General features: G+C 67.5%; 28 protein-coding genes. 4 read left to right on the top strand and 24 right to left on the bottom strand.

Annotated features, from left to right (window positions below; translation table 11 throughout):
- Window positions 1-3: 3 nt before the first annotated feature.
- Window positions 4-1,158, bottom strand: coding sequence for a GuaB3 family IMP dehydrogenase-related protein (locus CFOUR_RS02060; RefSeq protein ID WP_085957658.1), 1,155 nt, complete (start codon window positions 1,156-1,158; stop codon window positions 4-6).
- 15 nt (window positions 1,159-1,173) lie between these two features.
- The gene (gene guaB, locus CFOUR_RS02055; RefSeq protein WP_085957657.1) at window positions 1,174-2,697 is read right to left on the bottom strand and encodes an IMP dehydrogenase; all 1,524 of its coding nucleotides are present in this window, start codon (window positions 2,695-2,697) and stop codon (window positions 1,174-1,176) included.
- 137 nt (window positions 2,698-2,834) lie between these two features.
- Between guaB and CFOUR_RS02050 the strand changes: the two genes are divergently transcribed.
- Entirely contained in the window at window positions 2,835-3,206 is a 372-nt protein-coding gene (locus tag CFOUR_RS02050) for a DUF5319 domain-containing protein (protein ID WP_290179792.1), read from the top strand.
- On the opposite strand, the gene CFOUR_RS02045 is transcribed toward CFOUR_RS02050, so the two are convergent.
- Together CFOUR_RS02045 and CFOUR_RS02040 are read right to left on the bottom strand one after the other, a co-directional pair.
- A complete protein-coding gene (locus CFOUR_RS02045) occupies window positions 3,203-4,147 on the bottom strand; it encodes a hypothetical protein (protein ID WP_290179791.1) in 945 nt (314 codons plus the stop codon). The genes CFOUR_RS02050 and CFOUR_RS02045 overlap by 4 nt on opposite strands.
- Window positions 4,144-4,719 carry a sigma-70 family RNA polymerase sigma factor gene (locus CFOUR_RS02040; protein WP_085957656.1) on the bottom strand — a complete coding sequence of 192 codons (576 nt, stop codon included), beginning with the start codon at window positions 4,717-4,719 and terminating at the stop codon, window positions 4,144-4,146. Before CFOUR_RS02040 ends, CFOUR_RS02045 begins: the two co-directional genes overlap by 4 nt.
- 270 nt (window positions 4,720-4,989) lie before the next feature.
- Here CFOUR_RS02040 and CFOUR_RS02035 point away from each other — a divergent pair, with 270 nt between their 5' ends.
- Window positions 4,990-5,301 (top strand): WhiB family transcriptional regulator, encoded by a 312-nt coding sequence (locus CFOUR_RS02035; protein WP_085957655.1) that lies wholly within the window; start codon window positions 4,990-4,992, stop codon window positions 5,299-5,301.
- Between the two features lie 66 nt (window positions 5,302-5,367).
- Here the strand turns inward: CFOUR_RS02035 and groL are convergent, their stop codons facing one another.
- The 10 genes from groL to CFOUR_RS01985 all read right to left on the bottom strand — a co-directional run bounded on the left by groL (window position 5,368) and on the right by CFOUR_RS01985 (window position 12,812).
- Window positions 5,368-6,975, bottom strand: a complete 1,608-nt coding sequence (gene groL, locus CFOUR_RS02030) for a chaperonin GroEL (RefSeq protein WP_290179788.1) — start codon at window positions 6,973-6,975, stop codon at window positions 5,368-5,370.
- A 5-nt stretch (window positions 6,976-6,980) separates the two neighbouring features.
- Complete coding sequence (gene groES / locus CFOUR_RS02025; protein WP_042406332.1) at window positions 6,981-7,280, bottom strand: co-chaperone GroES; 300 nt, start codon at window positions 7,278-7,280, stop codon at window positions 6,981-6,983.
- Window positions 7,281-7,436: 156 nt separating this feature from the next.
- Window positions 7,437-7,886, bottom strand: coding sequence for a hypothetical protein (locus CFOUR_RS02020; RefSeq protein WP_230471927.1), 450 nt, complete (start codon window positions 7,884-7,886; stop codon window positions 7,437-7,439).
- Between the two features lie 67 nt (window positions 7,887-7,953).
- On the bottom strand, window positions 7,954-9,003 hold the full coding sequence (gene tsaD / locus CFOUR_RS02015; protein ID WP_085957653.1) for a tRNA (adenosine(37)-N6)-threonylcarbamoyltransferase complex transferase subunit TsaD: 1,050 nt from the start codon (window positions 9,001-9,003) through the stop codon (window positions 7,954-7,956).
- Window positions 9,000-9,476 carry a ribosomal protein S18-alanine N-acetyltransferase gene (gene rimI / locus CFOUR_RS02010; RefSeq protein ID WP_085957652.1) on the bottom strand — a complete coding sequence of 159 codons (477 nt, stop codon included), beginning with the start codon at window positions 9,474-9,476 and terminating at the stop codon, window positions 9,000-9,002. The genes tsaD and rimI overlap by 4 nt, the downstream gene beginning before the upstream one ends.
- Complete coding sequence (gene tsaB, locus CFOUR_RS02005) at window positions 9,473-10,105, bottom strand: tRNA (adenosine(37)-N6)-threonylcarbamoyltransferase complex dimerization subunit type 1 TsaB (RefSeq protein WP_085957651.1); 633 nt, start codon at window positions 10,103-10,105, stop codon at window positions 9,473-9,475. The genes rimI and tsaB overlap by 4 nt, the downstream gene beginning before the upstream one ends.
- Window positions 10,105-10,608, bottom strand: coding sequence for a hypothetical protein (locus CFOUR_RS02000; RefSeq protein ID WP_085958437.1), 504 nt, complete (start codon window positions 10,606-10,608; stop codon window positions 10,105-10,107). Before CFOUR_RS02000 ends, tsaB begins: the two co-directional genes overlap by 1 nt.
- Window positions 10,609-10,618: 10 nt before the next feature.
- Complete coding sequence (gene tsaE / locus CFOUR_RS01995) at window positions 10,619-11,086, bottom strand: tRNA (adenosine(37)-N6)-threonylcarbamoyltransferase complex ATPase subunit type 1 TsaE (RefSeq protein WP_085957650.1); 468 nt, start codon at window positions 11,084-11,086, stop codon at window positions 10,619-10,621.
- Window positions 11,087-12,154, bottom strand: a complete 1,068-nt coding sequence (gene alr, locus CFOUR_RS01990; RefSeq protein ID WP_290179780.1) for an alanine racemase — start codon at window positions 12,152-12,154, stop codon at window positions 11,087-11,089.
- Between the two features lie 7 nt (window positions 12,155-12,161).
- Window positions 12,162-12,812, bottom strand: a complete 651-nt coding sequence (locus CFOUR_RS01985) for a GAP family protein (RefSeq protein WP_290179778.1) — start codon at window positions 12,810-12,812, stop codon at window positions 12,162-12,164.
- Window positions 12,813-12,895: 83 nt separating this feature from the next.
- On the opposite strand from CFOUR_RS01985, the gene CFOUR_RS01980 reads away from it, so the two are divergent.
- A complete protein-coding gene (locus tag CFOUR_RS01980; protein WP_290179776.1) occupies window positions 12,896-13,750 on the top strand; it encodes a dienelactone hydrolase family protein in 855 nt (284 codons plus the stop codon).
- Window positions 13,751-13,780: 30 nt separating this feature from the next.
- Here CFOUR_RS01980 and CFOUR_RS01975 read toward each other — a convergent pair whose 3' ends face one another.
- The 4 genes from CFOUR_RS01975 to glmM form a co-directional block, all read right to left on the bottom strand.
- On the bottom strand, window positions 13,781-14,059 hold the full coding sequence (locus tag CFOUR_RS01975; RefSeq protein WP_085957648.1) for a hypothetical protein: 279 nt from the start codon (window positions 14,057-14,059) through the stop codon (window positions 13,781-13,783).
- Between the two features lie 2 nt (window positions 14,060-14,061).
- Complete coding sequence (locus CFOUR_RS01970; RefSeq protein WP_290179774.1) at window positions 14,062-15,234, bottom strand: hypothetical protein; 1,173 nt, start codon at window positions 15,232-15,234, stop codon at window positions 14,062-14,064.
- A complete protein-coding gene (locus tag CFOUR_RS01965; protein WP_143339007.1) occupies window positions 15,234-15,509 on the bottom strand; it encodes a hypothetical protein in 276 nt (91 codons plus the stop codon). Before CFOUR_RS01965 ends, CFOUR_RS01970 begins: the two co-directional genes overlap by 1 nt.
- Window positions 15,510-15,657: 148 nt before the next feature.
- Window positions 15,658-17,001 (bottom strand): phosphoglucosamine mutase, encoded by a 1,344-nt coding sequence (gene glmM, locus CFOUR_RS01960; protein WP_290179773.1) that lies wholly within the window; start codon window positions 16,999-17,001, stop codon window positions 15,658-15,660.
- 142 nt (window positions 17,002-17,143) lie between these two features.
- On the opposite strand from glmM, the gene CFOUR_RS01955 reads away from it, so the two are divergent.
- Window positions 17,144-18,034 carry a hypothetical protein gene (locus tag CFOUR_RS01955; protein WP_085957646.1) on the top strand — a complete coding sequence of 297 codons (891 nt, stop codon included), beginning with the start codon at window positions 17,144-17,146 and terminating at the stop codon, window positions 18,032-18,034.
- Here the strand turns inward: CFOUR_RS01955 and rpsI are convergent.
- The 6 genes from rpsI to eccCb form a co-directional block, all read right to left on the bottom strand.
- Window positions 17,952-18,500, bottom strand: coding sequence for a 30S ribosomal protein S9 (gene rpsI, locus CFOUR_RS01950; RefSeq protein WP_085957645.1), 549 nt, complete (start codon window positions 18,498-18,500; stop codon window positions 17,952-17,954). The genes CFOUR_RS01955 and rpsI overlap by 83 nt on opposite strands.
- On the bottom strand, window positions 18,500-18,943 hold the full coding sequence (gene rplM, locus CFOUR_RS01945) for a 50S ribosomal protein L13 (protein ID WP_034997310.1): 444 nt from the start codon (window positions 18,941-18,943) through the stop codon (window positions 18,500-18,502). Before rplM ends, rpsI begins: the two co-directional genes overlap by 1 nt.
- A gap of 292 nt (window positions 18,944-19,235) precedes the next feature.
- Window positions 19,236-19,520 (bottom strand): WXG100 family type VII secretion target, encoded by a 285-nt coding sequence (locus CFOUR_RS01940; protein ID WP_085957644.1) that lies wholly within the window; start codon window positions 19,518-19,520, stop codon window positions 19,236-19,238.
- Between the two features lie 10 nt (window positions 19,521-19,530).
- A complete protein-coding gene (locus CFOUR_RS01935) occupies window positions 19,531-19,842 on the bottom strand; it encodes a WXG100 family type VII secretion target (RefSeq protein WP_085957643.1) in 312 nt (103 codons plus the stop codon).
- A gap of 100 nt (window positions 19,843-19,942) precedes the next feature.
- Window positions 19,943-20,833, bottom strand: a complete 891-nt coding sequence (locus CFOUR_RS01930) for a type VII secretion-associated protein (RefSeq protein ID WP_085957642.1) — start codon at window positions 20,831-20,833, stop codon at window positions 19,943-19,945.
- Window positions 20,830-24,240 carry a type VII secretion protein EccCb gene (gene eccCb, locus CFOUR_RS01925; RefSeq protein ID WP_290179768.1) on the bottom strand — a complete coding sequence of 1,137 codons (3,411 nt, stop codon included), beginning with the start codon at window positions 24,238-24,240 and terminating at the stop codon, window positions 20,830-20,832. The genes CFOUR_RS01930 and eccCb overlap by 4 nt, the downstream gene beginning before the upstream one ends.
- Window positions 24,241-24,289: the final 49 nt, after the last annotated feature.

The raw sequence follows: 24,289 nt of genomic DNA, 5'->3' as shown, positions 1-24,289 counted from the left end.
TTCTTAACTACGGATTGCCAAATCGGCTTTTTGAAAGGCTTTAACGTCAGTATAACCACACTTCGCCATGATCCTCTTCAGACCTCCGACGACGTTGAGGCTGCCCCACGGATCGCTGGACGGGCCGAAGAGCACCGTCTCCAGCGACGAGGACGCGCTCGCGCCCGGCTCCTTGCGCACATCGCCGCGCGGGAAGCGCGGGTGCGCGGTCTGCGCCTCCCAGTACGCCCCGCCCCCAGCGGCCTCACTGGCCTGCGCGAGGGAGCGGCCGAGCATGACCGCATCCGCACCGCAGGCGATGGCCGCGGCGATCTCGCCGGACTCGTAGATGGCCGTATCGGCGAGCACGTGGACGTAGCGCCCGCCGGTTTCATCCAGGTAGTCACGGCGCGCGGCGGCCACGTCCGCGATGGCGGTGGCGGTGGGTACCCGCACCACAGTGCTGGTGTGGCCGGAGCCCACGATCACGCCGGCCACGCCCGAGCGCATCAGGTGCGTCGCCGTGGAGTAGTCGTATACCCCACCCGCGATCACCGGCACGTCGAGGGAGCCGACGAATTCCTTCAAGTTCAGCGGCTCGCCGCCCTGCTGCACATGCTCCGCGGAGATGATGGAGCCCTGGATGAACAGGATCTCTGCGCCGGCGGCGATCACCACGGGCGCGAGTTCGCGCGCGTTTTGCGGGCTCACGCGCACCGCGACGGTCACGCCAGAGTCGCGCACCTGGGCGATGCGCTCGGAGAGTAAGTCGCGATCCAGTGGTGCGGCGTGCAGTTCCTGCAGAGTACGCACGGAACGCTCGCCGGAGTCGACGAACTCCTGGTACTTCTCCTGCGAATCGATGCCCCAGGCATCTTCGCAGGAATCCACGACCTTCTTCACCGCCCCCTCGAGGTCCGCGTGGCGGCCCCAAAGCCCCTCGGCGTCGATCACGCCGAGGCCGCCCTGCTTGCCCATCTCAATGACGAACTCGGGGCTGGCCAGCGCATCGGTCGGGTGGGAGGCGAACGGGATGTCGAAGGTGTAGGCGTCGATATGCCAGCTGGTGTCCACGTCCTTGGAGGAACGGGTACGCCGCTTCGGCACGATCGAGATGTCGCCCAAGTCGTAGGCCCTGCGGGCCTCGCGGCCAAGACCGATTTCCACGTAGTCGCGCATGTGCTTTTCTATCCCCTACTGGCGGTAGTTCGGTGCCTCGACGGTCTGCGTGATGTCGTGCGGGTGGGACTCTCGCAGGCCGGCGGCGGTGATCTGGACGAACTGCTTCGTCTGCAGCTCCTCAATGGAGGCGGCGCCGGTGTAGCCCATCGCGGCGCGCAGACCGCCGACGATCTGGTGGGTGATGGAATCCAGCTCTCCGCGGAACGGCACACGGCCCTCGACGCCCTCCGGCACCAGCTTGTCCTCGCTGGTCACGTCCGCCTGGAAGTAGCGGTCCTTGGAGAAGGAGCGCTTCTCGCCCGTCAGGCCGCGGCCCTGCATGGCGCCCATCGAACCCATGCCGCGGTAGCGCTTGTACTGCTTGCCGCCCACGACCACGATTTCACCTGGTGCCTCTGCGGTACCGGCGAGCATGGAGCCGAGCATGACGGTCGACGCACCGGCGGCCAGCGCCTTGGCCACGTCGCCGGAGAACTGCATGCCGCCGTCAGCGATGATCGGCACACCTGCGGCCTTCGCCGGCACAGAGGCCTCGAGAATCGCGGTGATCTGCGGCGCGCCCACACCGGCGACCACGCGGGTGGTGCAGATGGAGCCCGGGCCGATGCCGACCTTGATGGCGTCCGCGCCAGCGTCGACCATCGCTTGGGCGGCGCTGCGGGTGGCCAGGTTGCCGCCGATGACGTCGACGCGGTCGCCAAACTCCTTCTTTACGCGCGCAACCATCTCCAGCACGCGGTTGTTGTGAGCGTGCGCGGAGTCGACCACAAGGGCGTCCACGCCGGCTTCCACCAGCAGGCCAGCGCGGTCGAAGGCGTCCTCGCCCGTGCCCACGCCAGCAGCGACGAGCAGGCGGCCGTCCGCGTCCTTCGACGCGTTGGGGTACTGCTCGCTCTTGACAAAGTCCTTCACGGTGATCAGGCCGGCCAGGGTGCCGTCCTTCGCCACGATCGGCAGCTTTTCCACCTTGTTGGAAGACAGCAGCGCGAGGGCCTCATGCTTGTCGACGCCCTCCGGTGCCACCACCAGCGGCATCGGAGTCATCACCTCAGCGACCTTGCGCTGGAAATCCGCTTCGAAGCGCATGTCGCGGTTGGTGATGATGCCCACGAGGCGGCCACCGTCATCCACCACTGGCAGACCGGAGATGCGGAAGCGGGCGCACAGCGCGTCGACGTCCTGGATGGTCATGTCCGGGGTGGCTGTGACCGGGTTGGACACCATGCCGGACTCGGAGCGCTTCACAACGTCGACGTGCTCCGCCTGGTCCTGGGGGCTCAAGTTGCGGTGCACCACGCCGATGCCGCCCTGACGCGCCATGGCGATCGCCATGCGCGACTCCGTCACCGTATCCATGGCCGCCGACGCGATCGGCATACCCAGGCGGATGTTTTTGGTGAACTGGGAGGCAGTGCTTACCTCAGACGGCACGATGTGGGACTCTGCCGGCAGCAGCAGCACGTCGTCGAAAGTCAGGCCGCGCAGCGCAACCTTGTCCGGATCGTCCCCACCAGTCCACACACGCTCGTTAGCCATCGCCTTAAGTCTCCTCTCCCGCGCAGATGTTTTTCGCCATGATATAACGCAGCGCAAGCCCTGACCCTGCCGCCCAGTTCAACAGTGTTGTAAGCGGCGGGTCTGACCGGTTTGCCACACCGTATAGGCTTGCATGGGTGAACTACGACGACATGATGCCACTGGACCCGTTCGCGGATGACCCCAACGACCCGGCATCCTTCATCGATGACGAGGAGAACGCCGAGCCGCTCTCCCCCGAGGAGCGCGTAGCGGTCATCCAAGACCTTGCGCATGTCCGGGACGCGCGGCGGATGCTCAAGCCCCGCGGCATCCTCGGCGTGTCGTTCCTCTGCGAAGACTGCGACCAGGTCCACTACTACGACTGGGAGATCATGGAGCAGAACATGATCGCCTCACTGAACAACCAGCTCCCCCCGGTGCACGAGCCCAGCGCCAACCCCAACGTGGAGGCGTACGTCCCCTGGGATTACGCCATGGGCTACCTCGACGGCCTCGAGGGGCGCTAGGAGCTGCCCAGGCCCGGGTGAACCACCGGGCCGCTTTCGCCGCCGGCAACCTCCGGCGCGGGCGAGCGCACCATCGTCGCCGGGTCGTTGACGCGCGGCGAGGTGTCTTGCTGGCGGGCTTCCTCCGTGTGCGCCGTGCCCTGCTCCGACGGGGAGGCGGAGTTGCCCGTCGGCGTATTCGACTGGGTCGTCGGCTGCGTCGGCGCGGACCCTTGCGTCGCGCGGGTGGTCTGGCTGGGCCGTCCCGTACTGGTGCCGGAGCCGCGCTGCGACGATTCCTTCGGCACCTGGGTCGACTGCTGCGCCGGCGCCGGGGCGACAGGCGCTGCCGGTGCGTCAGGCACCGCAGGCGACTGTTCCTGCGTCGGTTCCTCCTCGGAGCTGTGCGGGTCCGCCGCCGTGGTCGTGTCCGTGACGGTCTTGGTCACGGTCGCGGCCTCGCCGCCGTTGTCGGCGCGCTGCTCGCGCCCCTTCATGGAGGCCACCAATTCTCGCGCCTGCTCCAGCAGGGTGCGGGCCGCCTCTGCGTCGCCGCTCTGGTTTGCGGCTTCCAGCTCGTCGAGGGTGGTCGCAAGCTCCACCACGGTCGTGTCCTGCTCGCTGCCGCCCTGGTCGAACAGCGCGGCACCGGTACCCACGCACACCACGGTCGCGGCGGCAGCTCCGATCAGGCCGGACAGCCAGGGGCTCACGCGGCGCTTCGGCCGCGCAGCGCGGGCCGCGTCCAGGGAGGCGACGTTCGCTGCGGCCTCGCCCGCCCCGGCCAGCTGGGGGGCCGGCGGCATCGGCCGGTCGACATCGTCCTTCAGATCCAGCAGCGCTGCTGCGAGGGGGTCGGTGCCAGCCGAAGGATCGTCGCCAAGCGCAAGCGCATCAAAAAACGCATCGCTTTCCGCGAAATCCTCCATGCCGGGTTCGACCGACCCGTTGTTGCGTGTCATAGCTCCGCCTGCCCTCCGTCCAGTTGCTCCCGCAGTTTGGACAGCGCGCGGTGCTGGGCAACCCGCACCGCTCCCGGTGTGCTGCCCATAACTTCTGCCGTCTCCTCCGCGGATAGGCCCACAAACACTCGCAGAATGACGATGTCACGGGCCTTCTCGTTTAATGAATCGAGCAAAGCCCGCGCAGCGTTACTACCTGCAGACACCATGGTCGCATCCTCGGGTGTGATTGTCGCCACTTCGGTGTCCGGCACCTCCTCCACCGGGCTCAGCTTGTCGCGCGCCATCGAACGATGCGCGTCCGCGACCTTGTTAAACGCGATGCCGTACACGAAGGCCATAAACGGGCGACCGGTGTCGCGGTAGCGGTCGATGCTGGTGGCAACCGCCAAACAGATCTCCTGGGCCACATCTTCGGGGGTGGGCATACGCCCTCCCCCGATTCGCGCCCTGGCATAGCGCAGCACACGGGGATGGATGATGGCGATGATGCGCTGCAGCGCCCTCCGGTCGCCCTGAGCAGCGGCGGGAACCAGGTCAGCGAGCTCCGCATCTTCATCAGCTGCAGCCACGCGCCACTCCTTCCGTCGTCCCTGTGCTTGATTCGCGTAACCCGTTCATAATAAACGCACTTGCTCCGCCAATTGCGCTACCGACCTTTTGCCAGGAATTCACCTGCCCGTAACCAGGCACGTAGTCGCAGTTAAACGGGGCAAATTTGCACGAGTTCCTCTCCGGGACAGCACGGCGTAACCGGGACGACACCAAACGTTAACCAGGACAGTCCACACTCGTGTCTGGTTTCACGTTTGAGGTACTTCCACAAAGGAGCACTCCCGATTATGTCTTTGCCGCACCAGCTTCCCGGACCGAACGCCGACTTCTGGGATTGGCAGCTACACAGCAAGTGCCGGGGGGAGGCGTCTGAGATCTTCTACCACCCCGACGGGGAGCGCGGCAGGGCCCGGACCCAGCGCGAGAACCGCGCCAAGGCCATCTGCTTCGAGTGCCCGGTACTCTCCCAGTGCCGCGAGCACGCCCTGCGCGTGGCCGAGCCGTACGGCATCTGGGGCGGCATGAGCGAATCCGAGCGCTCCGCGGTCCTGCGCGGCGCGGCGGGCGGCATGAAGGTCGCCGCGGCGTCAGCGAAGTAAGAACGGAAAATGCCCCAGCGTTGTGCTGGGGCATTTTTGCTTTTCGACGTCTCCTCCGGCCGTGCCCTAGTGGGCGTGGCCGGCTTCCTCGTCTTCTTCTGCAGGCTTCGTCACCACAGATGCCTCGGTGGTGAGCACCATGCGGGCCACAGAAGCGGCGTTGACCACCGCGTTGTGGGTGACCTTCACCGGGTCGATGATGCCCTGCTCAAGCAAGTTGCCGTACTCGAGCGTGGCGGCGTTGAAGCCCTCGCCGTTGCCCATCTCGGCGACCTTGGACACCACGACGGCGCCGTCGAGGCCCGCGTTGTCGGCGATCCAGTAGGCCGGCTTGGACAGGGCGCGGGCCACAGCCAGCACACCGGTCTTCTGCTCGCCCTCGAAGTCCTCGGCGAACTCCTCGAGCTGCTTGGCAATCTGCACGAGTGCGGAGCCGCCGCCGGCGATAATGCCCTCTTCGACCGCCGCGCGGGCGGCGTTGATGGCGTCCTCGACGCGCAGCTTGCGCTCGTTTTGCTCGGTTTCGGTGGCGGCGCCGACGCGCAGCACTGCCACGCCGCCGGAGAGCTTGGCCAGACGCTCTTCAGCCTTCTCCTTGTCCCAGGTCGAGTCGGTGGACTCGATCTCGCGGCGGATCTGGTTGCGGCGGTCCTCCACGGCCTCCGCGGTGCCGGCACCGTCGACCATGACGGTGTCGTCCTTGGTCACGGTCACGCGGCGGGCGGAGCCGAGGTGCTCCAGGGTGGCGTCCTTGAGGTTGACGCCGACCTCCGGGTCGATCACGGTCGCGGCGGTGACCACGGCCAGGTCGTCCATGAAGGCCTTGCGGCGCTCGCCGAAGTACGGCGACTTCACAGCGACGACCTTGAGGATCTTGCGGATGGAGTTGACCACCAGCGCCTGCAGGGCTTCACCCTCGATGTCCTCTGCCACCACGAACAGCGGCACGGACTCGGAGGCGGCCTGCTCCAGCAGGGGCAAAAAGTCCGGCAGGGAGGAAATCTTGCCGCGCACCAGCAGCACGCGGGCGTTTTCCAGCACGGCCTGGCCGGCGTCCGGGTCGGTCATGAAGTACGGGGACAAAAAGCCCTTGTCAAAGGAGATGCCCTCGGTCAGGTCCACGTAGGAGTCGATGGACTGGGACTCCTCGACGGTGAGCACACCGTCCTTGCCCACCTTGTCCATGGCGCCGGCGACCATCTCGCCGACCTCCGGGTCGCGCGAGGACACGGTGGCCACGTTGGCGATCTCGGCGGAGGACTTCACGTCGGTCGCGCGGGCCTTGAGCTCCTCGACAACCTTGTCGGCAGCGGCCTTAATACCCTTGTTCAGCTCGATCGGGTTCGCGCCGGCCGCGACGTTGCGCAGGCCCTCGGCGACGAGCGCCTGGGCCAGCAGGGTCGCGGTGGTGGTGCCGTCGCCAGCGATGTCGTTCGTCTTCACGGCGACGGACTTGACCAGCTGCGCACCGAGGTTTTCAAACGGGTCCTCGAGGTCGATGTCGCGGGCGATGGTCACGCCGTCGTTGGTGACGGTCGGCCCGCCCCAAGACTTCGACAGCACTACGTTGCGGCCGCGGGGGCCGAGGGTGACCTTCACCGCGTCAGCGAGCGTGTCCACGCCGCGCTGGATGCCCTCGCGAGCTTCCTGATCAAATGCGATGAGTTTTGCCATGGCGTTTACTTCTCGACGACGGCCAGCAGGTCACGAGCGGACAGGAGCAGGTACTCCTCGCCGTTGTACTTCAGCTCGGTGCCGCCGTACTTGGAGAAGATGACGGTGTCGCCCTCCTTGACGTCCACGGCGACGCGGTTGCCGTTGTCGTCCAGGCGGCCCGGGCCAACAGCGATGACGACGGCTTCCTGCGGCTTCTCCGCAGCGGAATCCGGGATAACCAGGCCGGACGCGGTGGTGGTCTCAGCCTCGGCGATCTGGACGAGGACCTTGTCCTCCAGCGGCTTGATGTTGACGTTTGCCATGATCAGCAACCTTTCATTGGTGAATGATTCAACAGTTCAGGTCTGAAGAGGCGCAGCCGTCGTCGCGGGTGAACAACTGTGCTTCACACAACCTGCTTTGGCACTCTACCCCCGAGAGTGCCAGCCAACAACCACAGGTGCGTGCAGGTGCAGGGCCTAGCGGTTTTTCACCGCGTTGCGCCAGAGCTCAAACTCTTCGGCGTTGTCCGTGCGGTAGTTCTCCACCGCGCGGATGGCCTGCATCACCTTGTCGATGGTGCGCTCGTCCACGCTCGAGCCGTCGCGGGCAATGAAGATCACCGGGCCGGAAATCGCGCGGGTCGGGTCCGTGAGAAACTCCGGGTTGTCCGTCTCCGCGGTGTTGCGGGCGAGGGAGGCCACCGGGTTCGGCTCCTCCCCGTGCGCGGCCGCGTCCGGGCGGAAGATGGCGTGGAAGCGGTTGCCGTCCTGGTCGAAAGCGACATCGACGACGTCGTCGGTCATGCCGCCGATGCTCTCGCGCGCGGTGTCGTCGTCGAAGACGACGCGGCGGTAGGTCAGGTCCGGGTTGACCAAAAACCCGAAACGTTCGCGGTCTGCCTGGTCCTGGTTGAACTGCTCGGTCACGGGAATTCCTTTCATCGGGAAAGTTGCTCGGCCCCCAATGTATCCGTAACCACGAATGTGTGCTGGCTTACAAGCGCACGAGCGGGACCTCAACCTCTAAGCCGGTGTCCGTGGCCACGCCGAGCTCGGACGGCTTGGCTCCTTCGTGGATGAGCTGGGCCGCCAGCGCCGCGATCATCACCCCGTTATCCGTGCACAGGTTGAACCGGGGCACGCGCAGCTCAATGCCGGCCGCCTGGCAACGCTGCCCCGCCAGCTCGCGCAACCTGCTGTTCGCCGCCACGCCCCCGCCGAGCAGCAGGGTGCGCGCACCGGTGTCCTCGCAGGCCATCACCGCTTTGGCAGTGAGCACGTCCACCACCGCTTCCTGGAATGACGCGCAGACATCCTCCAGCGAAATCACCCGCCCGTCGCGCTCGGCGGCCTCCACGTGGCGCGCCACCGCAGTCTTGAGCCCCGAGAAGGAGAAGTTGTAGCGGTGCTCGCCGCGCAGGTCCTCGGCGCGCGAGAGGGCGCGCGGAAAGTTCACCGCCTGCGGGTCGCCGGACGCGGCGAGCTTGTCCACGACCGGCCCGCCCGGATACCCCAGGCCCAGCAGTCGGGCGACCTTGTCGTAGGCCTCGCCGGCGGCGTCGTCAAGCGTCGTGCCCAGCTCGCGCATCGGCTTGCCCACCGCCTCCACCTCGAGCAGCTGCGTGTGGCCGCCGGAGACCAGCAGCGCGATCGAGTGCGGCAGCGCCTCGCCGTCCAAGTTGGCCACCGCAACGTGGCCACCCAAATGGTTCACCCCGTAAAACGGCACACCCCATGCCGCCGCGTACGCCTTCGCCGCAGACGCGCCCACCAGCAGCGCCCCGGCAAGTCCCGGGCCCACCGTCGCGGCCACGGCGTCCGGCTTATTAATCCCGGCGTCCGCCAGCGCCTTTTCCATCACCTGGGGCATCGCCTCCAAGTGGGCGCGCGAGGCGATCTCCGGCACCACGCCGCCGAAACGGGCGTGCTGCTGCATCGACGAGGCGACCACGTCGGCGAGGATGTCCATCGTCCCGTCGGGGTGCAGCTCAACGATGCCCACGCCCGTCTCGTCGCACGAGGACTCGATGCCCAAAACGATCATTGGTCTCGCCTTTCGCTCTTCTTCGGCCGCGTCATCGTGTACGCGTCCGTGCCGGAGGCCTGATAGTAGTTCTTGCGCACGCCCGCGGTGAAAAACCCGAAGCTTTCGTACAGCCGGATCGCCGGCGTGTTGTCCACCCGCACCTCCAAAAAGCACGGCCCGTCGAGCAAGTCCACGGTGTGCATCATCTGCTCCATCAGCGCCCGGCCGACACCCCTGCCCTGCTGGGCGGGTACCACGCCGATGGTGTGGACCTCGAACTCGGGGTCGTCGCGCGGGCCCAGCATGGCCAGGCCGGCGTAGCCGACCATCCGATCCTCGTCGAACGCGCCGAGGTAAAAGGTGTGCGGCGCAGAGATCTCCGCGCGGTAGGCCGCTTCCGACCACGGGCTGTCGCCGGCGAACAGCACCGCCTCGATCTCGGCGGCAGCGGCAGCATCTGCCACCGCCAGCTCGCGAAACGCCAGCGTCATGGCAGCGCCGGCGACTTCGGGGCCTGCTTCGGCGGCACCGCGTCGGGGCGGCGCAGATACAGCGGCACCAGCGGCTCTGGCTCAGCGGCGAGATCCGCCGCCGCCACCAGGCCGGCAGGGGTTGGGGGCTGGTAGGTCACCGAAGGTGCGTCGACAGGCAAAAGCTGCGCCAACTGCTCGGGAACGCTGACCACGTCAACGGCGGGCGATTCGAGGTCCGCCGGTTTGCACACGTCCGGGCCCGCTACGCGCGCGCCCTTTGCGTAGCGCGCCCAGTACACCTCGCGGCGGCGCGCGTCCGTCACCACCAAAGCGTCGCCGTTTAACTCAGCGGCGACAGCGTCGTGCGTGCACACCCCGTGCACAGGAATGCCCAGCGCCTGGCCCAGCGCGGAGGCGGTGGCCATGCCCACGCGCAGCCCCGTGAACGGGCCCGGGCCGCAGCCGACCACGACCGCGCCCAGATCAGCGAACTTCACGTTCGCCTGCTGGAGCAGCCCGGTGATTTCCGGCATGAGGCGCTCGTTGTGGGCGCGGGTGGCCACGCACGTCTGGGCGAGCACCCGGTCCCCGTCCACGATGCCGGCGACCAGGTCAGTCGTGGCTGTGTCCAGGGCAATAACGAGCATTACTGGCCCATCCCGAGGGTCCAGCGGCCCTGGTCCATGTGGAACGGCATCGCCGTGTTCAGCGGGAAGGACTCAGACTGCGGCACAGTGCAGATGTCCACCCGGTCCAGCTCCACCGCATCGACCATCGGCTCCTCGCCCTGGCCTCCCGGGATGAGCAGGACGTAGCCGAGGTCGCCGTCGAGGTCGAGGTCCTCGGCGTTCAGGCCGAACGCATCGAGCTTCGCGCCCACCAGCTCCTCCGGCTCGTTCGGGCACAAGGTGGTGTAGCCGAGGAAGCGCTCCGCGTCGTAAATGCGCGACGGGTCCACCAGCTGAGCGGTGACCACCTCGCCGCCCGGACGGGTCTGCTGCAGCGAGCGCGACAGCGAGTTGGTCGGCTCCACCTGTGCAACCTCGGTGGAGCGGGACTGCGGGATGAAAATGATGCCGGCCAGAAGGACCAGCCACAGCACGGCTGCGAGCACGATCCAGCGGCGGGACTGGCTTGAGAGGTTGAGCATGCGCATAAGCCTACATCCCGGACTCGACACGCCAGGAGATGATCCGCGCCTCCGTCTCGGCGTGCGTGCGCCGGTCCAGGGTGACGTGGATGTAGCGCTGCGCGAGCTGCTCCACCAGCCCGCCGCCCCACTCCGCCACCACGACCGCGTCTTCCAGCGCGGTATCTAAGTCGAGCGCGTCTAACTCCCCCAGCGGGTCCTCGCCCAACCGGTAGGCATCCACGTGCACCAGCGCGGGGCCGTTGCTTTGCGACGCATGCTCACGCGCAATCACAAACGTCGGCGAGGTCACCCGCCCTTTGACCCCCATCCCCCTTGCGATGCCCTGGGTGAAGGTGGTCTTGCCTGCCCCGAGCGGGCCGTCGAGCACCACCAGATCGCCCGCCTGCAGCGCCTTGCCCAGCTCCGCGCCCAGCGCCTGCGCGTCCGCGGCCGTCGGGCACAGCCGCTCGCCACGGTCCGGAAAACTTGCCTCCATTTACTTGCCCTCTCCGATGTAGGTGCGTGTGGTGCGCCCGCGCGGGGCGCAGACAACCTCGTAGTTGATGGTGCCAGCCCGGGCTGCCAGCGCGGTGGCGTCGCCGAACAGCACAGCGGTGTCCCCCGGCGCGACACCCGCCTCATTGGCGCCCAGCCAAATGACCACCTGATCCATGGACACCCGCCCCACCTGCGGGTAGGAACGCCCGCCAATTTCCACCTCGAGCGCGCCCTGCCAGCTGCGTTGCACCCCATCCGCATAGCCGACCGGGATCACGGCGCTGAAGCCGTCTTCGGGCGCCTGCCAGGTACGCGCGTAGCTGGTGGCCTCACCGGCGCGCATCGGCTTCACCGTCACCACCGGCGCCGACCACGTCATCGCCGGACGCAGCCCGTGGTCCAGGCCCACCACCGGCTCCAGGCCGTACAAGCTCAATCCCGGGCGCACCATGTCGAAGTGCAGATCTGGTCGCGTCCACGTCGCGGCCGAGTTCGCCGCGTGGTTGCGCTCCACACGCAAGCCCACCTGGCGCGCCTGCGCGATGGCGCGGCGAAACGCCGTCGCCTGCTGGTCGGTGTACGGGTCGGACGGGTCGTCGGCGCAGCTGAGGTGCGTCATCAACCCCGCCACCTCGCACCTGCCCTGTTTTTGAGCGACCAGCGCCAGCTCGAACGCCTCCTGCCAGCGCTGCTCGTCGATGCCGGAGCGGTGCATCCCGGTGTCGACTTTGAGGTAGATGGTGGGCGCCGAAGGGACGTCGATAAGCGCCCGCAAGTGCTCCAGCGACGGCACGCCGACATCCACGCCCTCCGGGATCTGCTCCGCCGGATCCCACAGCCACGCCAACACCGGCTTGCCGGTCAACGCCCGCACCCGGCGCGCCTCCGCGAACGTGGCCACGCCGAACGCGTCCGCGCCGTTGGCCTCCATGACCGGCACGCACCGCTCCACGCCGTGGTTGTAGGCGTCCGCCTTGACCACACACATCAGCTGCGCCTGCGTCTGCGCGCGCAACGTGCGGGTGTTGTGGGCGATAGCGTCGAGATCGATCGTTGTTGTCAGCACGGGGCTATTACACCACGTGGGTCACGCCCAACACGATGAGCAGTGCTGCCACCGCCCACGTCGCAACAGCCGTGACTTTGTCCGGGTGGGCGCGCGCCCACGCGAACGCGCGGGCAGCCGCACTGTCCGGCTTCGCGCGCACCCAGCCGACGGCGAAGGCGGACAGCGTCGGCAGTGACAGCGCCACCGTGGCATACAGCGGAATCGACGCATAGCGCACCTGCGACTCAATGCCAGACGCCGACAGCAACGCGAGCCCGCCGTAAAACGGAAACGACGTAGCAGACTGGACAAGACCGAGCACGACGCCGGTGAGCACTGTCGCCGGCCCGGGTGTGGCAAGCGGGCGCATAATCTTGCTGGTCAACGAGGAATTGTCGCCGCCGCGCAACGCCAGCACCGCAGTGAGGACGCCAGTGGCGATGAGCAAAATGCCAAAAACAGGGCCTTCGACAAAGCGCTGCACCACCGGGCCCAGCCCGTCGAAAATGACCAGCATGACCAATGCCAAGCCCGCCACCCCGCACCAGTCGCCCGCGATCAACAACGCGGTGGTCTTGGCGTAGTTCCGGCGCGCCGCGATACCGACTGCGACAATGACGCCGATTAAGAGCAGATTCACGGAATCAATGAACGCCAACTGCAAGGCACCGCGCATCTGTCCTCCTATGTGGGTTGCCGGTTCGGGCCTGTATGTCGGACTCACACTAGCCGAGACGAGATTGCAGTAGGATTGCCCGCGTGTCTGCGAAGCTGAAGAAACTCTCCGACCTGTCCAAGCGCGGCCCGCACCGCGTCCTGGAAGGCGACCTGGGATACACCGGGCTGCCCGGCAAGGTCTACACCCCCGCCGAGGGCAAGAACCTGCCCGGCGTCGCGTTCGGCCACGACTGGCTCAAGGACATCGACGCCTACGAAGGCACCCTGCGCCACCTGGCCAGCTGGGGCATCGCCGTCGCCGCGCCGGCCACGGAAACCGGGTTCAAAACCGACCACCCGGGGTTCGCCGCCGACCTGGAAACCGCGATGCAGATCCTCGCCGGTGTGCGGCTGGGCAACGGCAACATCTCCATCTCCCCCGGCAAACTGGGCATCGTCGGCCACGGCATGGGCGGCGGCGCAGCAGTGCTGGCGGCGGTGGACAACCCCAAGGCGAAGGCCGTGGCTGCGGTCTACCCGGCAAACGTGGCGCCGTCCGCCGTTGAGGCGGCGCGCAACCTGTTCGTCCCCGGCATGGTGGTCGGCCCGGGCGAAGACGGCGACTCGCTGTTCGACCCCGGCAACCCCGCCAAGCTGGCCTACAACTGGGCCGGCGAAGTGGTCTACCGCGCCCCGAAGAAGGGCGACCAGCAAAGCTTCTCCGAAGACAACATGGTCAAGCGCGTCCTCGGCCTGGGCAAATCCGACCGCGGCCTGCAGGAGACTATCCGCGGCCTGCTGGTGGGCTACCTGCTGCATCAGCTCGACGGCGACAAGGCCTACTCCTCCTACTCCGAGGTGGACGCGGAAGGCTCCGGCATCGAGTCGCTGACCGGCGAGGACCTGTCCAAGGCCGCCGGCCTGGCGCGCGACAACGCAGCCTTTTCCCTGTTCTAAAGCCGCCCCGGCTGGCCCCGTCGCGTAGCTTTACGCGACGGGGTTTTCTCCATTCGGGCCGATGGCGCGCAGCACCGCCTGGATCTGCTGCTTCTGTGCCTTTCGTGCCGAACTGCGGCGGGGACGCGGCATGCTGTAGTCCCCGCGCGGCACCGTCACCGGCTGCCGAGGCATGGTCTCGCGCGCCCGCGCGTGATGCTCGGCGGTCCTTTCCATCTTCTGCTGCGTTTCTTTCATCAGCGCCTCAAAATCCGCCATCCGCTTCGCGGTGCGCCGCTGGTACTGGTTCACGAACTCTTCAAAATCCATCGCTACCACTGCCCTGCTTTCTTCATTGCCCACGGATCAGCCTCGGCCCCTGCGGCGCCGTTACTTCCTACCTCATCGATCGCACCAGCCTGCGCCGGTTGCGTGCCCGCCTCCAGTTTCTTCGGCGGCGGCGCCGGCTCCTCCACCTGCGCAAGCTCCGGCGGCGGTGTGATCACACCGTCCTCGGCGGGCACCGGCTCGGGTTCCGGTTCGCACTCGGGCTCGGGTTCCGGCTCAGGCTCGGGCTCAGGCTCGCACTCAGGCTCGGGTTCCGGCTCGCACTCGGGCTCGGGTTCCGGCTCGCACTCAGGCTCGGGTTCCGGCTCGCACTCGGGCTGCGGCTCTGGCTCGCACTCCGGTTCCGGCTCGCACTCCTGCTGCGCCGCGGCGATGCACTCCAGCGCCCCCAGCGCCACAGCTGCACCGGCCGCGCCGAGCGTGCCCACCAGCGCGGCCGGCTCGATGCGAAGCGTCGCATCCAACGACACGTCCAACCCCGCCCGAGCACCGGCCTCGGTGGCGGTGGCGGCGGGGCGCGTGGCGACGTCGCAAAGCGAACGCCCCTGCCGCTCAAACTCCACCGGCGGCGCAGGCTGCTCAACCGCGGCGGCATCCGCGCGCGAGGCCACCTCGCCCAAACACTCCTTGATCACGCAATTGCGGTCGCTGGCGGTCTCGCGCGCCGAGCGCAACGCCTCGATGACCACCTCCACAGCCGGCTGCACCAGCTGCACAATGCCGCAATTCAACACCGCGTCGAGCATCCGCTTCGCCGGCTCGAGCAACGCGCGCACGGCCGTTTCCGCCGTGTCCACAATCGCCCTGAGCGCCTCGCCGCACTGCCCGATGCTCGTGCCCACCTGCTGCACGCGATCGAAGTGCTCGCTTTCGCTGACCTCGTCGCTACGCTCGCGCTCGCGGATGCCGACCTCGTCGAACCACGCGCTGTCGTCGCACGAGCAGTCCCGCGCCTGCGTTTCCGGCCGCTCGCAGCCGGCGGCGAGGCGCACGCCGGCGGAAAGAAACGCGCTGAGATCCAACCCGTCGGCCTGCCCGACCAGCTCCAGCAGTTCGCCAGCAAGCCCGTGGACCGCGGCGCGTTGCGACGGCCCTACCTCGGGCGCGACGTCGACGGCACGGACCAGCCCCTCGACGTCGTCTTTGACCGCTGCCATCATGCGTCCATCACCCCGCCCAACGCGTCGGCGGAACAGGCGTCAGCGGCCACCGTGGCGTCGCTCAGCGCCAGCACCTGCCCCCACTGCTGTCCACGCGCGGCAAGAAAGCGCTGCGACGTGGAATGCAGCGCCTCCAACGCATCCACGATGCGCTGCCCCTCACGCGCAAACCCCGCACCGAACGCAGCGGCGTCGACCACCGGCCGGTTACACTCGAGATCGCGCGCCGCCCCGCGATACGCCGCGATCGCTTCCGTGTATGTCCTGCGCACCGCATCCACATCGATATCTAGTGCCCCGGCATGTCTCATGTGCCCACCCCCAAAAGGCTCGCAGTTGAACTGTCTTACCTTTACTTAGACTCCCCCGAAGCCCCGGCGGTTCCCTGCCGAGGCCAAAAACTTTCTGCGCTGTAAAAACCTACACCGCAGCGACAACCGCCGCGAGGCGACCGGCAACCTTGCGGGCCTGCTCCTCCTCCGCAGCTTCCACCATGACGCGGAACAGCTCCTCGGTGCCGGACGGGCGCAGCAGCACACGGCCGGAATCGCCGAGCTCAGCCTCAGCTTCCGCGATCGCGTCCTTAACGGAGGCGTCCTCCAAAATCAGCGCCTTGTTCGACACCGGCACGTTGATCAGCGTCTGCGGCAGCACCGTCATCACGTTGGCCAGCTCCGCAAGCGTCTGGCCGGTCTCCGCCATGCGCTGCATGAGCATCAGGCCGGAAAGGACACCGTCGCCGGTAGTGGCGTGCGCTGGCACGACGATGTGGCCAGACTGCTCGCCGCCGAGCGAGAAGTCGCCGCGGTTCAGCTCCTCGAGCACGTAGCGGTCGCCCACCTTCGTCTGACGCAACTCGATGCCCTCGTCCTGCATGGCAAGCTTCAGACCCAGGTTGCTCATCACGGTGGCGACCAGCGTGTTGTCCTTCAGCGAGTTGGACTCTTTCATGCCGGTGGCCAAGATCGCCATGATCTGGTCGCCGTCGACGATGTTGCCCTGCGCGTCCACGGCCAGGCAGCGGTCGGCGTCGCCGTCGTGCGCCAGGCCCAGGTCCGCGCCGTGCTCGACCACGGCGGCCTGGATCTGCTCCATATGGGTGGAGCCGGAGCCGTCGTTGATGTTGTAGGCGTTCGGGGTGTTGTGGATCGCGGTGACCTCGGCACCAGCGGCGGCGTAGGCCTTCGGGGCGACCTCGGAGGCGGCGCCGTTGGCGCAGTCGACCACGACCTTGATGCCGCTCAGGCTCTCGCCGACTGCTTCCTTGAGGTGGGCCAGGTAGCGCTCCTGGGCGTCGGGTGCTTCTTCGATCACGCGGCCGATGGCGGTGCCGGTCGGGCCGGTCTCCTCGAGCACCGCCATGGCGCGCTCGATCTCGTCCTCGATGTCGTCCGGCAGCTTCTTGCCGCCGGCGGCGAAGAACTTAATGCCGTTGTCCGGCATGGGGTTGTGCGACGCGGAGATCATCACACCGATATCGGCGCCGTAGTCGTCGGTGAGATACGCCAGGCCCGGGGTGGGGATGACGCCGACGCGCAGCACATCCACGCCTTTGGATGCCATTCCGGCGGCCATCGCGGCGGCGAGCATTTCGCCGGAGACGCGCGGGTCGCGGCCGATCAGCGCGATCGGGCGGCGCTTTTCAGAGCCGCGGTCTTTGGTCAGCACCGTTGCGGCGGCGGCACCGAGCTTGAGGGCAAGTGATGCGGTGAGGGCCTCGTTAGCCAGGCCGCGCACACCGTCAGTTCCGAACAATCGAGTCATGCGCACAATTATGCATGTGCTTGTCGACGTTCGTTCCGCCACCCCGTTCTAACTGGGAGGTTAGCGGTTATCCACAGGGGGTGTGGCGCGAATTCCACAGGCTGGGTCCGGGTGGGGTTGCGGTTGGTTTAGCGTATGGGCCATGAACCCGTTCGCAGCACTCATCGAAGCGATGTCGACCAAGGCGCTAGCAACCTTGGCCGACTTCGTCGTTGACGCTGCCCTCGCCGCGGGCTTCGCACCGGACAAAGCACGTGCGTTCGGCCGGCTGCGCGAGACCTACTACGGGAAAACCACGTTCACCCGCAAGCAAGCCACCGCCTTACAACGGGCGCAAGGCTTCTCCTTGGACGAGCTCGCCCTGATCGAACGCCGCCTCGCTGGTGTGAAGTCCGCTGCTGAACGCTGGCGGCTACGCCTGGAACTGCTCAACGTTGAAGGCGGGTACCGCGCCATTGAGCGCGCCGCCCGCCACCTCATCCCCAAAGAAGACACGCCCGCGCGCAGACAAGTGGCGTTTTCCGGATCCCGCAACGGCCGGGCACGCATCACCATCGACACCACCGACCGCAACGCCGCAGACTTAGAGCACCGCCTGCGCCAACACATCGACCCCACCCTGCCCGCCGCAGCCCAGATGGAAGAGGAGTTCTGGCGCATCCTGGACGGCACAACCGGCGGGGTTGTCGCCGCCGCACCAAGGCCGATCGTGATGGTGCCCATCGATGCGCACACCCGCATCCTTGACGGTGGCGGCGACGACATCGAACTTGTGCTCACCGACGGCACCACCATGACCGGGGTGCCCCCGTATGGATCTCCCCACACGGACACCACATCCGCAACACCACCCGCGGAGCCCTCGACCAACTCTTCGGACCACACTAGAAAACGCAAAACGCCGCCGCCCGAACACGGGCGACGGCGCAAAAGCGCGCGTAAACCTGCGATTAACGCTTGGAGTATTGCGGTGCGCGACGGGCCTTGTGCAGACCAGCCTTCTTGCGCTCCACGGCACGGGCGTCACGGGTGAGCAGGCCGGCCTTCTTCAGGGCCTGGCGCTCAGCCGGGTTGTAGATGTTCAGCGCACGGGCGATAGCCAGACGCAGCGCACCGGACTGGCCGGTCGGGCCGCCACCGGAGATGTTGGCCTTGATGTCGAACTGGCCCTCGCGCTCGAGCAGGGTCAGCGGGGTGAGGATGTCCTGCTGGTGCAGCTTGTTCGGGAAGTAGTCCTCGAACTCGCGGCCGTTGACAGTGATCTTGCCCTCGCCCTCGACGACGGTCACGCGGGCAATGGCGCGCTTACGGCGACCGACGGTCTGGATCGGGCCCTCGTGCAGCGGAGCAGCCTCAACGGTCTCCTCGGCAGCGTCGGCCTCGGGTGCGATTGCGTCGCCGATGGTGTAGTTGAACTCCTCGGTCGCGGCGGTTGCGGCGTCGACGTCGGTGCCCAGCTCTTCAGCGGCGGTGTTGTCGAAGTTGTTCGGCTCGGTCATTACTGTGCCACCTGCTTAAACTCGTAGGTTTCCGGCTGCTGGCCAGCGTACGGGTGCTCGGCACCGACGAAGACGTGCAGCTTCTTGATGGACTGACGGGAAAGCTTGTTGTGCGGCATCATGCCCTTGACAGCTTCCTCGATCACGCGGTCCGGACGCTCGTCCAGGGCGCGGCCCAGGGTCATGGACTTCAGACCACCCGGGTAACCGGAGTGGCGGTAGCGCATCTCACGCTCGCGCTTGTTGGAGGAGATGTGGATCTTGTCGGCGTTGATCACGATGACGTGGTCGCCAGTGTCAACGTTCGGCGCGTACTGCGGCTTGTGCTTCCCGCGCAGGATGTCTGCGACGGTGGAAGCAAGCTTGCCCAGCACCACGTCGGTTGCGTCGATGACGTACCACTTACGGGTGATGTCACCGCTCTTCGGGTGGTAAGTAGACATGCATGACTCCTTAAAGTCTGTCTAGATGGCTGCCGGCCAAACCTCGCCTGCCCCTTTGCGCTTTACGGCGGCCGGTGGAGACCCGAAAAGCGCATCCGGCGGGACACACAGAGCTCACACACTACGGCACTGCCGCATGAAAACAAAAAAGCGCCGCCGCAGGTGATCCCCCATCACCTGCGGCGGCGCGTCCCCCGTCCCCCGTTTTGTGGTTGCGCCGCGGCCCGGATAGGCCGCGCCCGTCCCCCGATGATTGCGGCCTGTGCCGGCCCGCGGCGCAAGATTGTGTGGTTTAGCCCCAGCTGTTTGCGGCGGCGTTGTTGACGGCGAGCATGGTGGAGTTGCCGTCTTCAACGGTGTTCGCGATCTGGTTGAGGATCTGGTTGAGGTCCTCTGCTGCCTGGTCCCACTTGGCCTGGTGCGCCTGGTAGGCGGCGGCTGCGGTACCTTCCCAGGTCTGGGCCATGGGCTGGAGCATCTGCTTGAGCTCTGCCAGATCGCCGTTGATGCGCGAGGCGGATGCGCGCATATCTTCTGCCGCGCCGGCGATTTGGGCGAAGTCGTACTTGATCTGCATGGTGTTCCCCTTAGAGTGCGAGCCCGCCGGCGATCTGGCGGAGGCTGTCGGTGTTGTTGGCGTCGGTGGTCTCGTAGTGCTTGGCGTTGTCGCGGATGTTCACGGCGATGGCGCTGAGCGCTTCTGAGAGTCGGCGTTGAGCGTCGTCGTAGCGGACCATGAGCTCGTCGAAGCTGCGCTGGGCGTTGCCCACCCAGTAGCCGCGGGTGGCTTCGGCGACCTGCTGGATGCGGTCGATTTCGCGGTTGACGTCCGCGTTGGTGTCGTCGGTGCGGTCTGCAGCGGCGCGCATGACCTCAGCTTCGGTTGCGAACTGCTCCATAATTTCCCCCTCGTGTTGTGTGCTGGGACGGGCAGCTGTTTGCTGCCCGTATATCTGACTGCCGTTTGGCCCGTTCGGTTCCCTCGGTTCCAAAACTTTTTTATGGCCCCACGTCAGCCTCCTGAAATTCGGCGGATTCCATGGCCATGCGGCAGGTGGCGCGTTGCACGACGGTCGGCTCGCTGCGGGTGTGGCAGCCCACGAACAGTTGCACCGCGCCGTTGGGCCATGTCTTCCAGAGCGACTGGGAGCCGTCGGCGGCGCGCTCGAGGTAGGTCACAGCGACCCCGTCGGTGTCCACGAGTTCGACTTCCGGGTCGGCCTCGATGTCTGCGATCAGTTGCTCTGCCATGGTGCGCGCGGGCAGCTGGTAGAGGCGTTCTATGTCCATGTGGAGGCGGAAGTTCGGATCGTCTCCGGTGGCGCGCCACCCGTCGCCGTCGGCGTCGAGCGTGAATCCTGCGGGAAGCTGCACGCTGAGCCCGTCGCGCGCGACGCTTATCGACGGCAGCTCCGCTTCCTCCTGCTCCGGAGTCTTTTCCGGCGCCTGTTCTTCTGCTGTTTCCGGAGGTTCCTCCGGGGCGGCTTCGGCAGCGGGCTCGGGCTGTGCGTTGCTGGTCAGTCCCCAGATCACCCCGGCGCACGCCAGGGCGACCAGCGCGACCACCCCGGCGACGATCCACGTGCCGTTTCCGCCCGGCTCAGGCGCCTCTGGTGCGGGGCGAAGGGGGTCCGAAGGTGCGTCGTCAGGCACAGGCCCGAGAGTTTCGGTGCTCAGCTCGATGTCGTAGTCGGCCAGCGCGTGGGCGAGTTCGTGCAGGCGCTGCGGGTCGGCGGCGATGTGCACCTGCGCGCCCGCCGGGTCGGGGCCGAGCACGCTACGCACGGTGCCGGCGATCTCCCTGCTCGACGGCGCGTCGAAGCGGTGGATGTTGGCCGCACCGGTGATCACGGTGGAGGCGTCGGTGGCTGTGATGCGCAGTGCGGTCATGACGCCTCCGGCAGTTGAATCGTGCCGCGCGGCTCGCCGTGGACCCAGGTGGCCCGACCCGGTTGCTGCCCGGTGGGCCGCACGCCGAACAGGGCGCCTTCGTCGCGGGTGCCGTCCATGATCAGCACGTCAGGGTGCTGGTCTTTCAGCGCAGTGAGAAACGGCCCGAACAGCGCGCGCGAAACACCGCCGAATTTGCGGGTGGCCACGACGTGCAGGCCGATGTCGCGCGCGTGCGGCAGAAATTCCGCGAGCGGGCGCAGGGGTTCCTCGCCGACGAGTTCGTAATCGTCGATGATCAGGTACAGCTCCGGGCCGTGCCACCAGGAGCGCTCGCGCAGCTGCTGCGGGGTGACATCCGCACCGGGCAGGCGCGAGGACAGTGTCACGGCCAGTGATTTCGCGGCTTCGACAATCGAGCTGGACGACGCGGCATACGCCGCCACCATGTCCTCGTCGGCGCGCCCGAGGTGGGCTCGGCGCGGGTCGAAGATGACCATGCGCGCGGCGGCGCGTCCCATGTGCTCCACTGCGGCGATGGTGCTGGCGATGAAGGTGGATTTGCCGCAGCCGCCGGCGCCGATGACCAGCACGTGCCCGGCCGAGTACACCGGTTCCAGGGCGGGTCCGCCGATGCCGAGGGGGATCCTTTGGCCGTCGACAAGCGTGTGCGTGGCGACGGCCTCCGGCAGCACCCGCAACCTCTCCACCGGGGCCTGGTCGGTGTGCGCCGCCAGGTGCGCGATGTCCTCGCCGCTGGTGAAGGCCAGCTGCACCGTTTTGCCGTCCGGCGTCAGGCCGCGACCGGCGATCGCGGGGAGTTTTTCCTGCTGCTTGCGGTCGATCAAGGAGTCCATCGGCTCCGTGAGCCGCAGCTCGATGCGGGTGCCGATGAGGTCGCGCACGTTCGGGCGGATCGCGCTCCAGCGCTGGGTGGTCACCACCAGGTGGATGCCCGCGTCCGGGCCTTCGGAGGCGATGCGGGCGAGCAGATCGCGCAGATCCTCGTCCAAGGCGTGCCAGCCGTCGACGACCAAGATGGCGGGGCGTGGCGCATCAAGCAACGAGGCGACCTCGTCGATGACGCGGCGGGTGCGTTCGGTGTCTTTCATGCTGGCCACACCCGCGACGTGGGGCAGTAACTCGAGCTCCGGCACGTCGCCGATGACGTAGACCGCATAGCCCGCGCCCAGCTGTGTGGCCACGATGCCGCGCACCGCTATCGTCTTGCCAGTCTGCGGCCCGCCCGCGATGGCCACGTGCCCGCCGGCGGCCGACAAGTCCAGGTGAAACGGTGTTTGGCGCTGCTTGAAGGGCTCGTCGATCAGCCCGAGCGCGCCGTCGGTCTGCGACAGCGGGATGCGCTCGGGCAGCGGCGGCAGCCACACCTGGTGCGCGCGCATGCCGCGCACCTGCGCCACCTCGCGGGCCTTGTCCACCACCGCGTCCAACAGTGTGGTGGAGCGGTCCTCCTCCACGTACGAGGCGGGCGCGGGCTCCACCTCGTCGCCGGTAAACAGCCGCACGTGCTGCTGGTCCTGGTGCGCGTACACCGTGCGGGTGAGCGGCCCGGAGACGTACGCGGCGCGGAACCGGACAAGGTCCATGCCCGCCTTGAGGTATCCGGAGCCGGGCTCGCCGGGCAACTCGTAGGCGTCCGGCACCCCGAGGACTTGGCGCGACTCGCCTGCAGAAAACGTTTTCAACCCGATGCGGTACGACAGGTGGCTGTCCAGCCCGCGCAGCTTCCCCTCCTCCAAGCGCTGCGAGGCGAGCAGCAGGTGCACCCCCAGCGAGCGGCCCAGCCGGCCCACCGCCACGAACAGGTCCGCGAAGTGCGGGTGCTGGGTGAGCAGCTCGGTGAACTCGTCGACCACGATGACAAGCGAGGCCAGCGTGTGCCCCGCCTTGGTGTAGTCCGTGATGTTGGCGAAGTTGCCGGCGGCGCGCAGCAGTTCCTGGCGGCGCTGCATCTCGCCCGAGATGGCGTCGAACATGCGCTCCACCAGCACCGCCTCGTCTTCGAGGTTGGTGATCACCGCGGCAGTGTGCGGCAGCTGCTCGCAGCCCAGAAACGTCGCGCCGCCTTTGAAGTCCACCAGCACGAAGTTCAGCTCCTCCGGCGAGTGCGTGACTGCAAGCGCCACCACGAGGGTGCGCAGCAGCTCGGATTTTCCGGACCCGGTCGCGCCGATGCACAGCCCGTGCGGGCCCATGCCGCCGAGCGCCGCTTCCTTCAAGTCCAGGTACACCGGATCGCCGTCGGGCGTGGCGCCGATCGGCACCGTGAGCTTGTTGCGCACGCCGGGCCACATGGTGTGGGCATCTAGCGCGTCGACGTCGACAACGCCCAGCATGGACAGGAAGTCTCCGCCCGCCTCGCCCGTAGTCTCCGGGCGGCGGTAGAAGCCCAAGTGGCGGGCGATGAACTCCGCCTCCGCGTCAGAAAACGCGTCCGGCGCCCCGAGCGTTTCCGCGCCCTGGGCTGTCACCGCCTCCAGCGTCTCGCCGCACACGAGGTGGAACGCGTCCGGGTCGACGAAGAAATCCGGGTCGTCGTGGACGGCGACCACGACATCGGCGTCGGTGGGGGTGGCGGACCTGTGGCCGTCGACAAGCGTGATGCGAAACGCCGCCGCCGAGCGGGAGTGCGGCAGCCACTTCGCCCACGCAAACGGGGCGTCGATGCTGACCTGCTCCGGGCCGTAGAAGAAGGCGAGCTGGCACACGATCGAGCGGGCCACATCCGCCGCGGCGGGCCCGGCGAGCGTGATGGCGTCGAAGGCGTCGAGCTGCACGAGCACCGGCATCCCCGGCACCGTGCTCACCGCGGCGACGGTGCGGCGCAGGCTCACCGCGCACACCGGGTCGAGGTCTTCGGGGCTGCCGGGGTCGTCCACGTCTACCGGGGTGCACAGCGCGCCCGCCCCGGTCCCCAGCCGCACGGTCGGCGCGCCGGCGCGCTCCCACACCCGCTCTACTGGCACCGCCGCGACCAGCTCGCCCGGCGCGGGGTACAGCGTGGCAGCGTGGGTACGCTGCTTGGCGGCGTTGGTGCGGGCCGTTGTCGCCAGCGCGTCCAAGTGGCGCAGATACACCCGGCGCGTTTCGTCGATATCGCCCTGTTTCTCCTGCGGGTTGACCATCCCGGCCAGCCCAAACAGCATCATCAGCGGAAAAATCAGCATCATCGGGCTCACGGCGCGGCCGGACAGCGCCATGAGCACCATCACCGCGCCGAGGGCAACCACCATCACCACCGGCAGCAGGATTTTCACCACCGGCAGCGGCTGTTGCTTCTGCGCCGCGGGAACGGGCTCGGCGCGAAGCGCACCGGACGGCGGCGGCGCGATGTCGGGCGCGCCGACGGTGGGCGCGAGGACGTGGTTGTAGTCGAGGCCGAGCAAAAGGTTTCCCCCCTAGAGTCTTCTCCGCAGTTCCCCCGAACTGTGGACG

Source organism: Corynebacterium fournieri, from assembly GCF_030408775.1.
Classification (GTDB): domain Bacteria; phylum Actinomycetota; class Actinomycetes; order Mycobacteriales; family Mycobacteriaceae; genus Corynebacterium; species Corynebacterium fournieri.
This window is presented reverse-complemented; position numbering and strand designations above follow the sequence as displayed.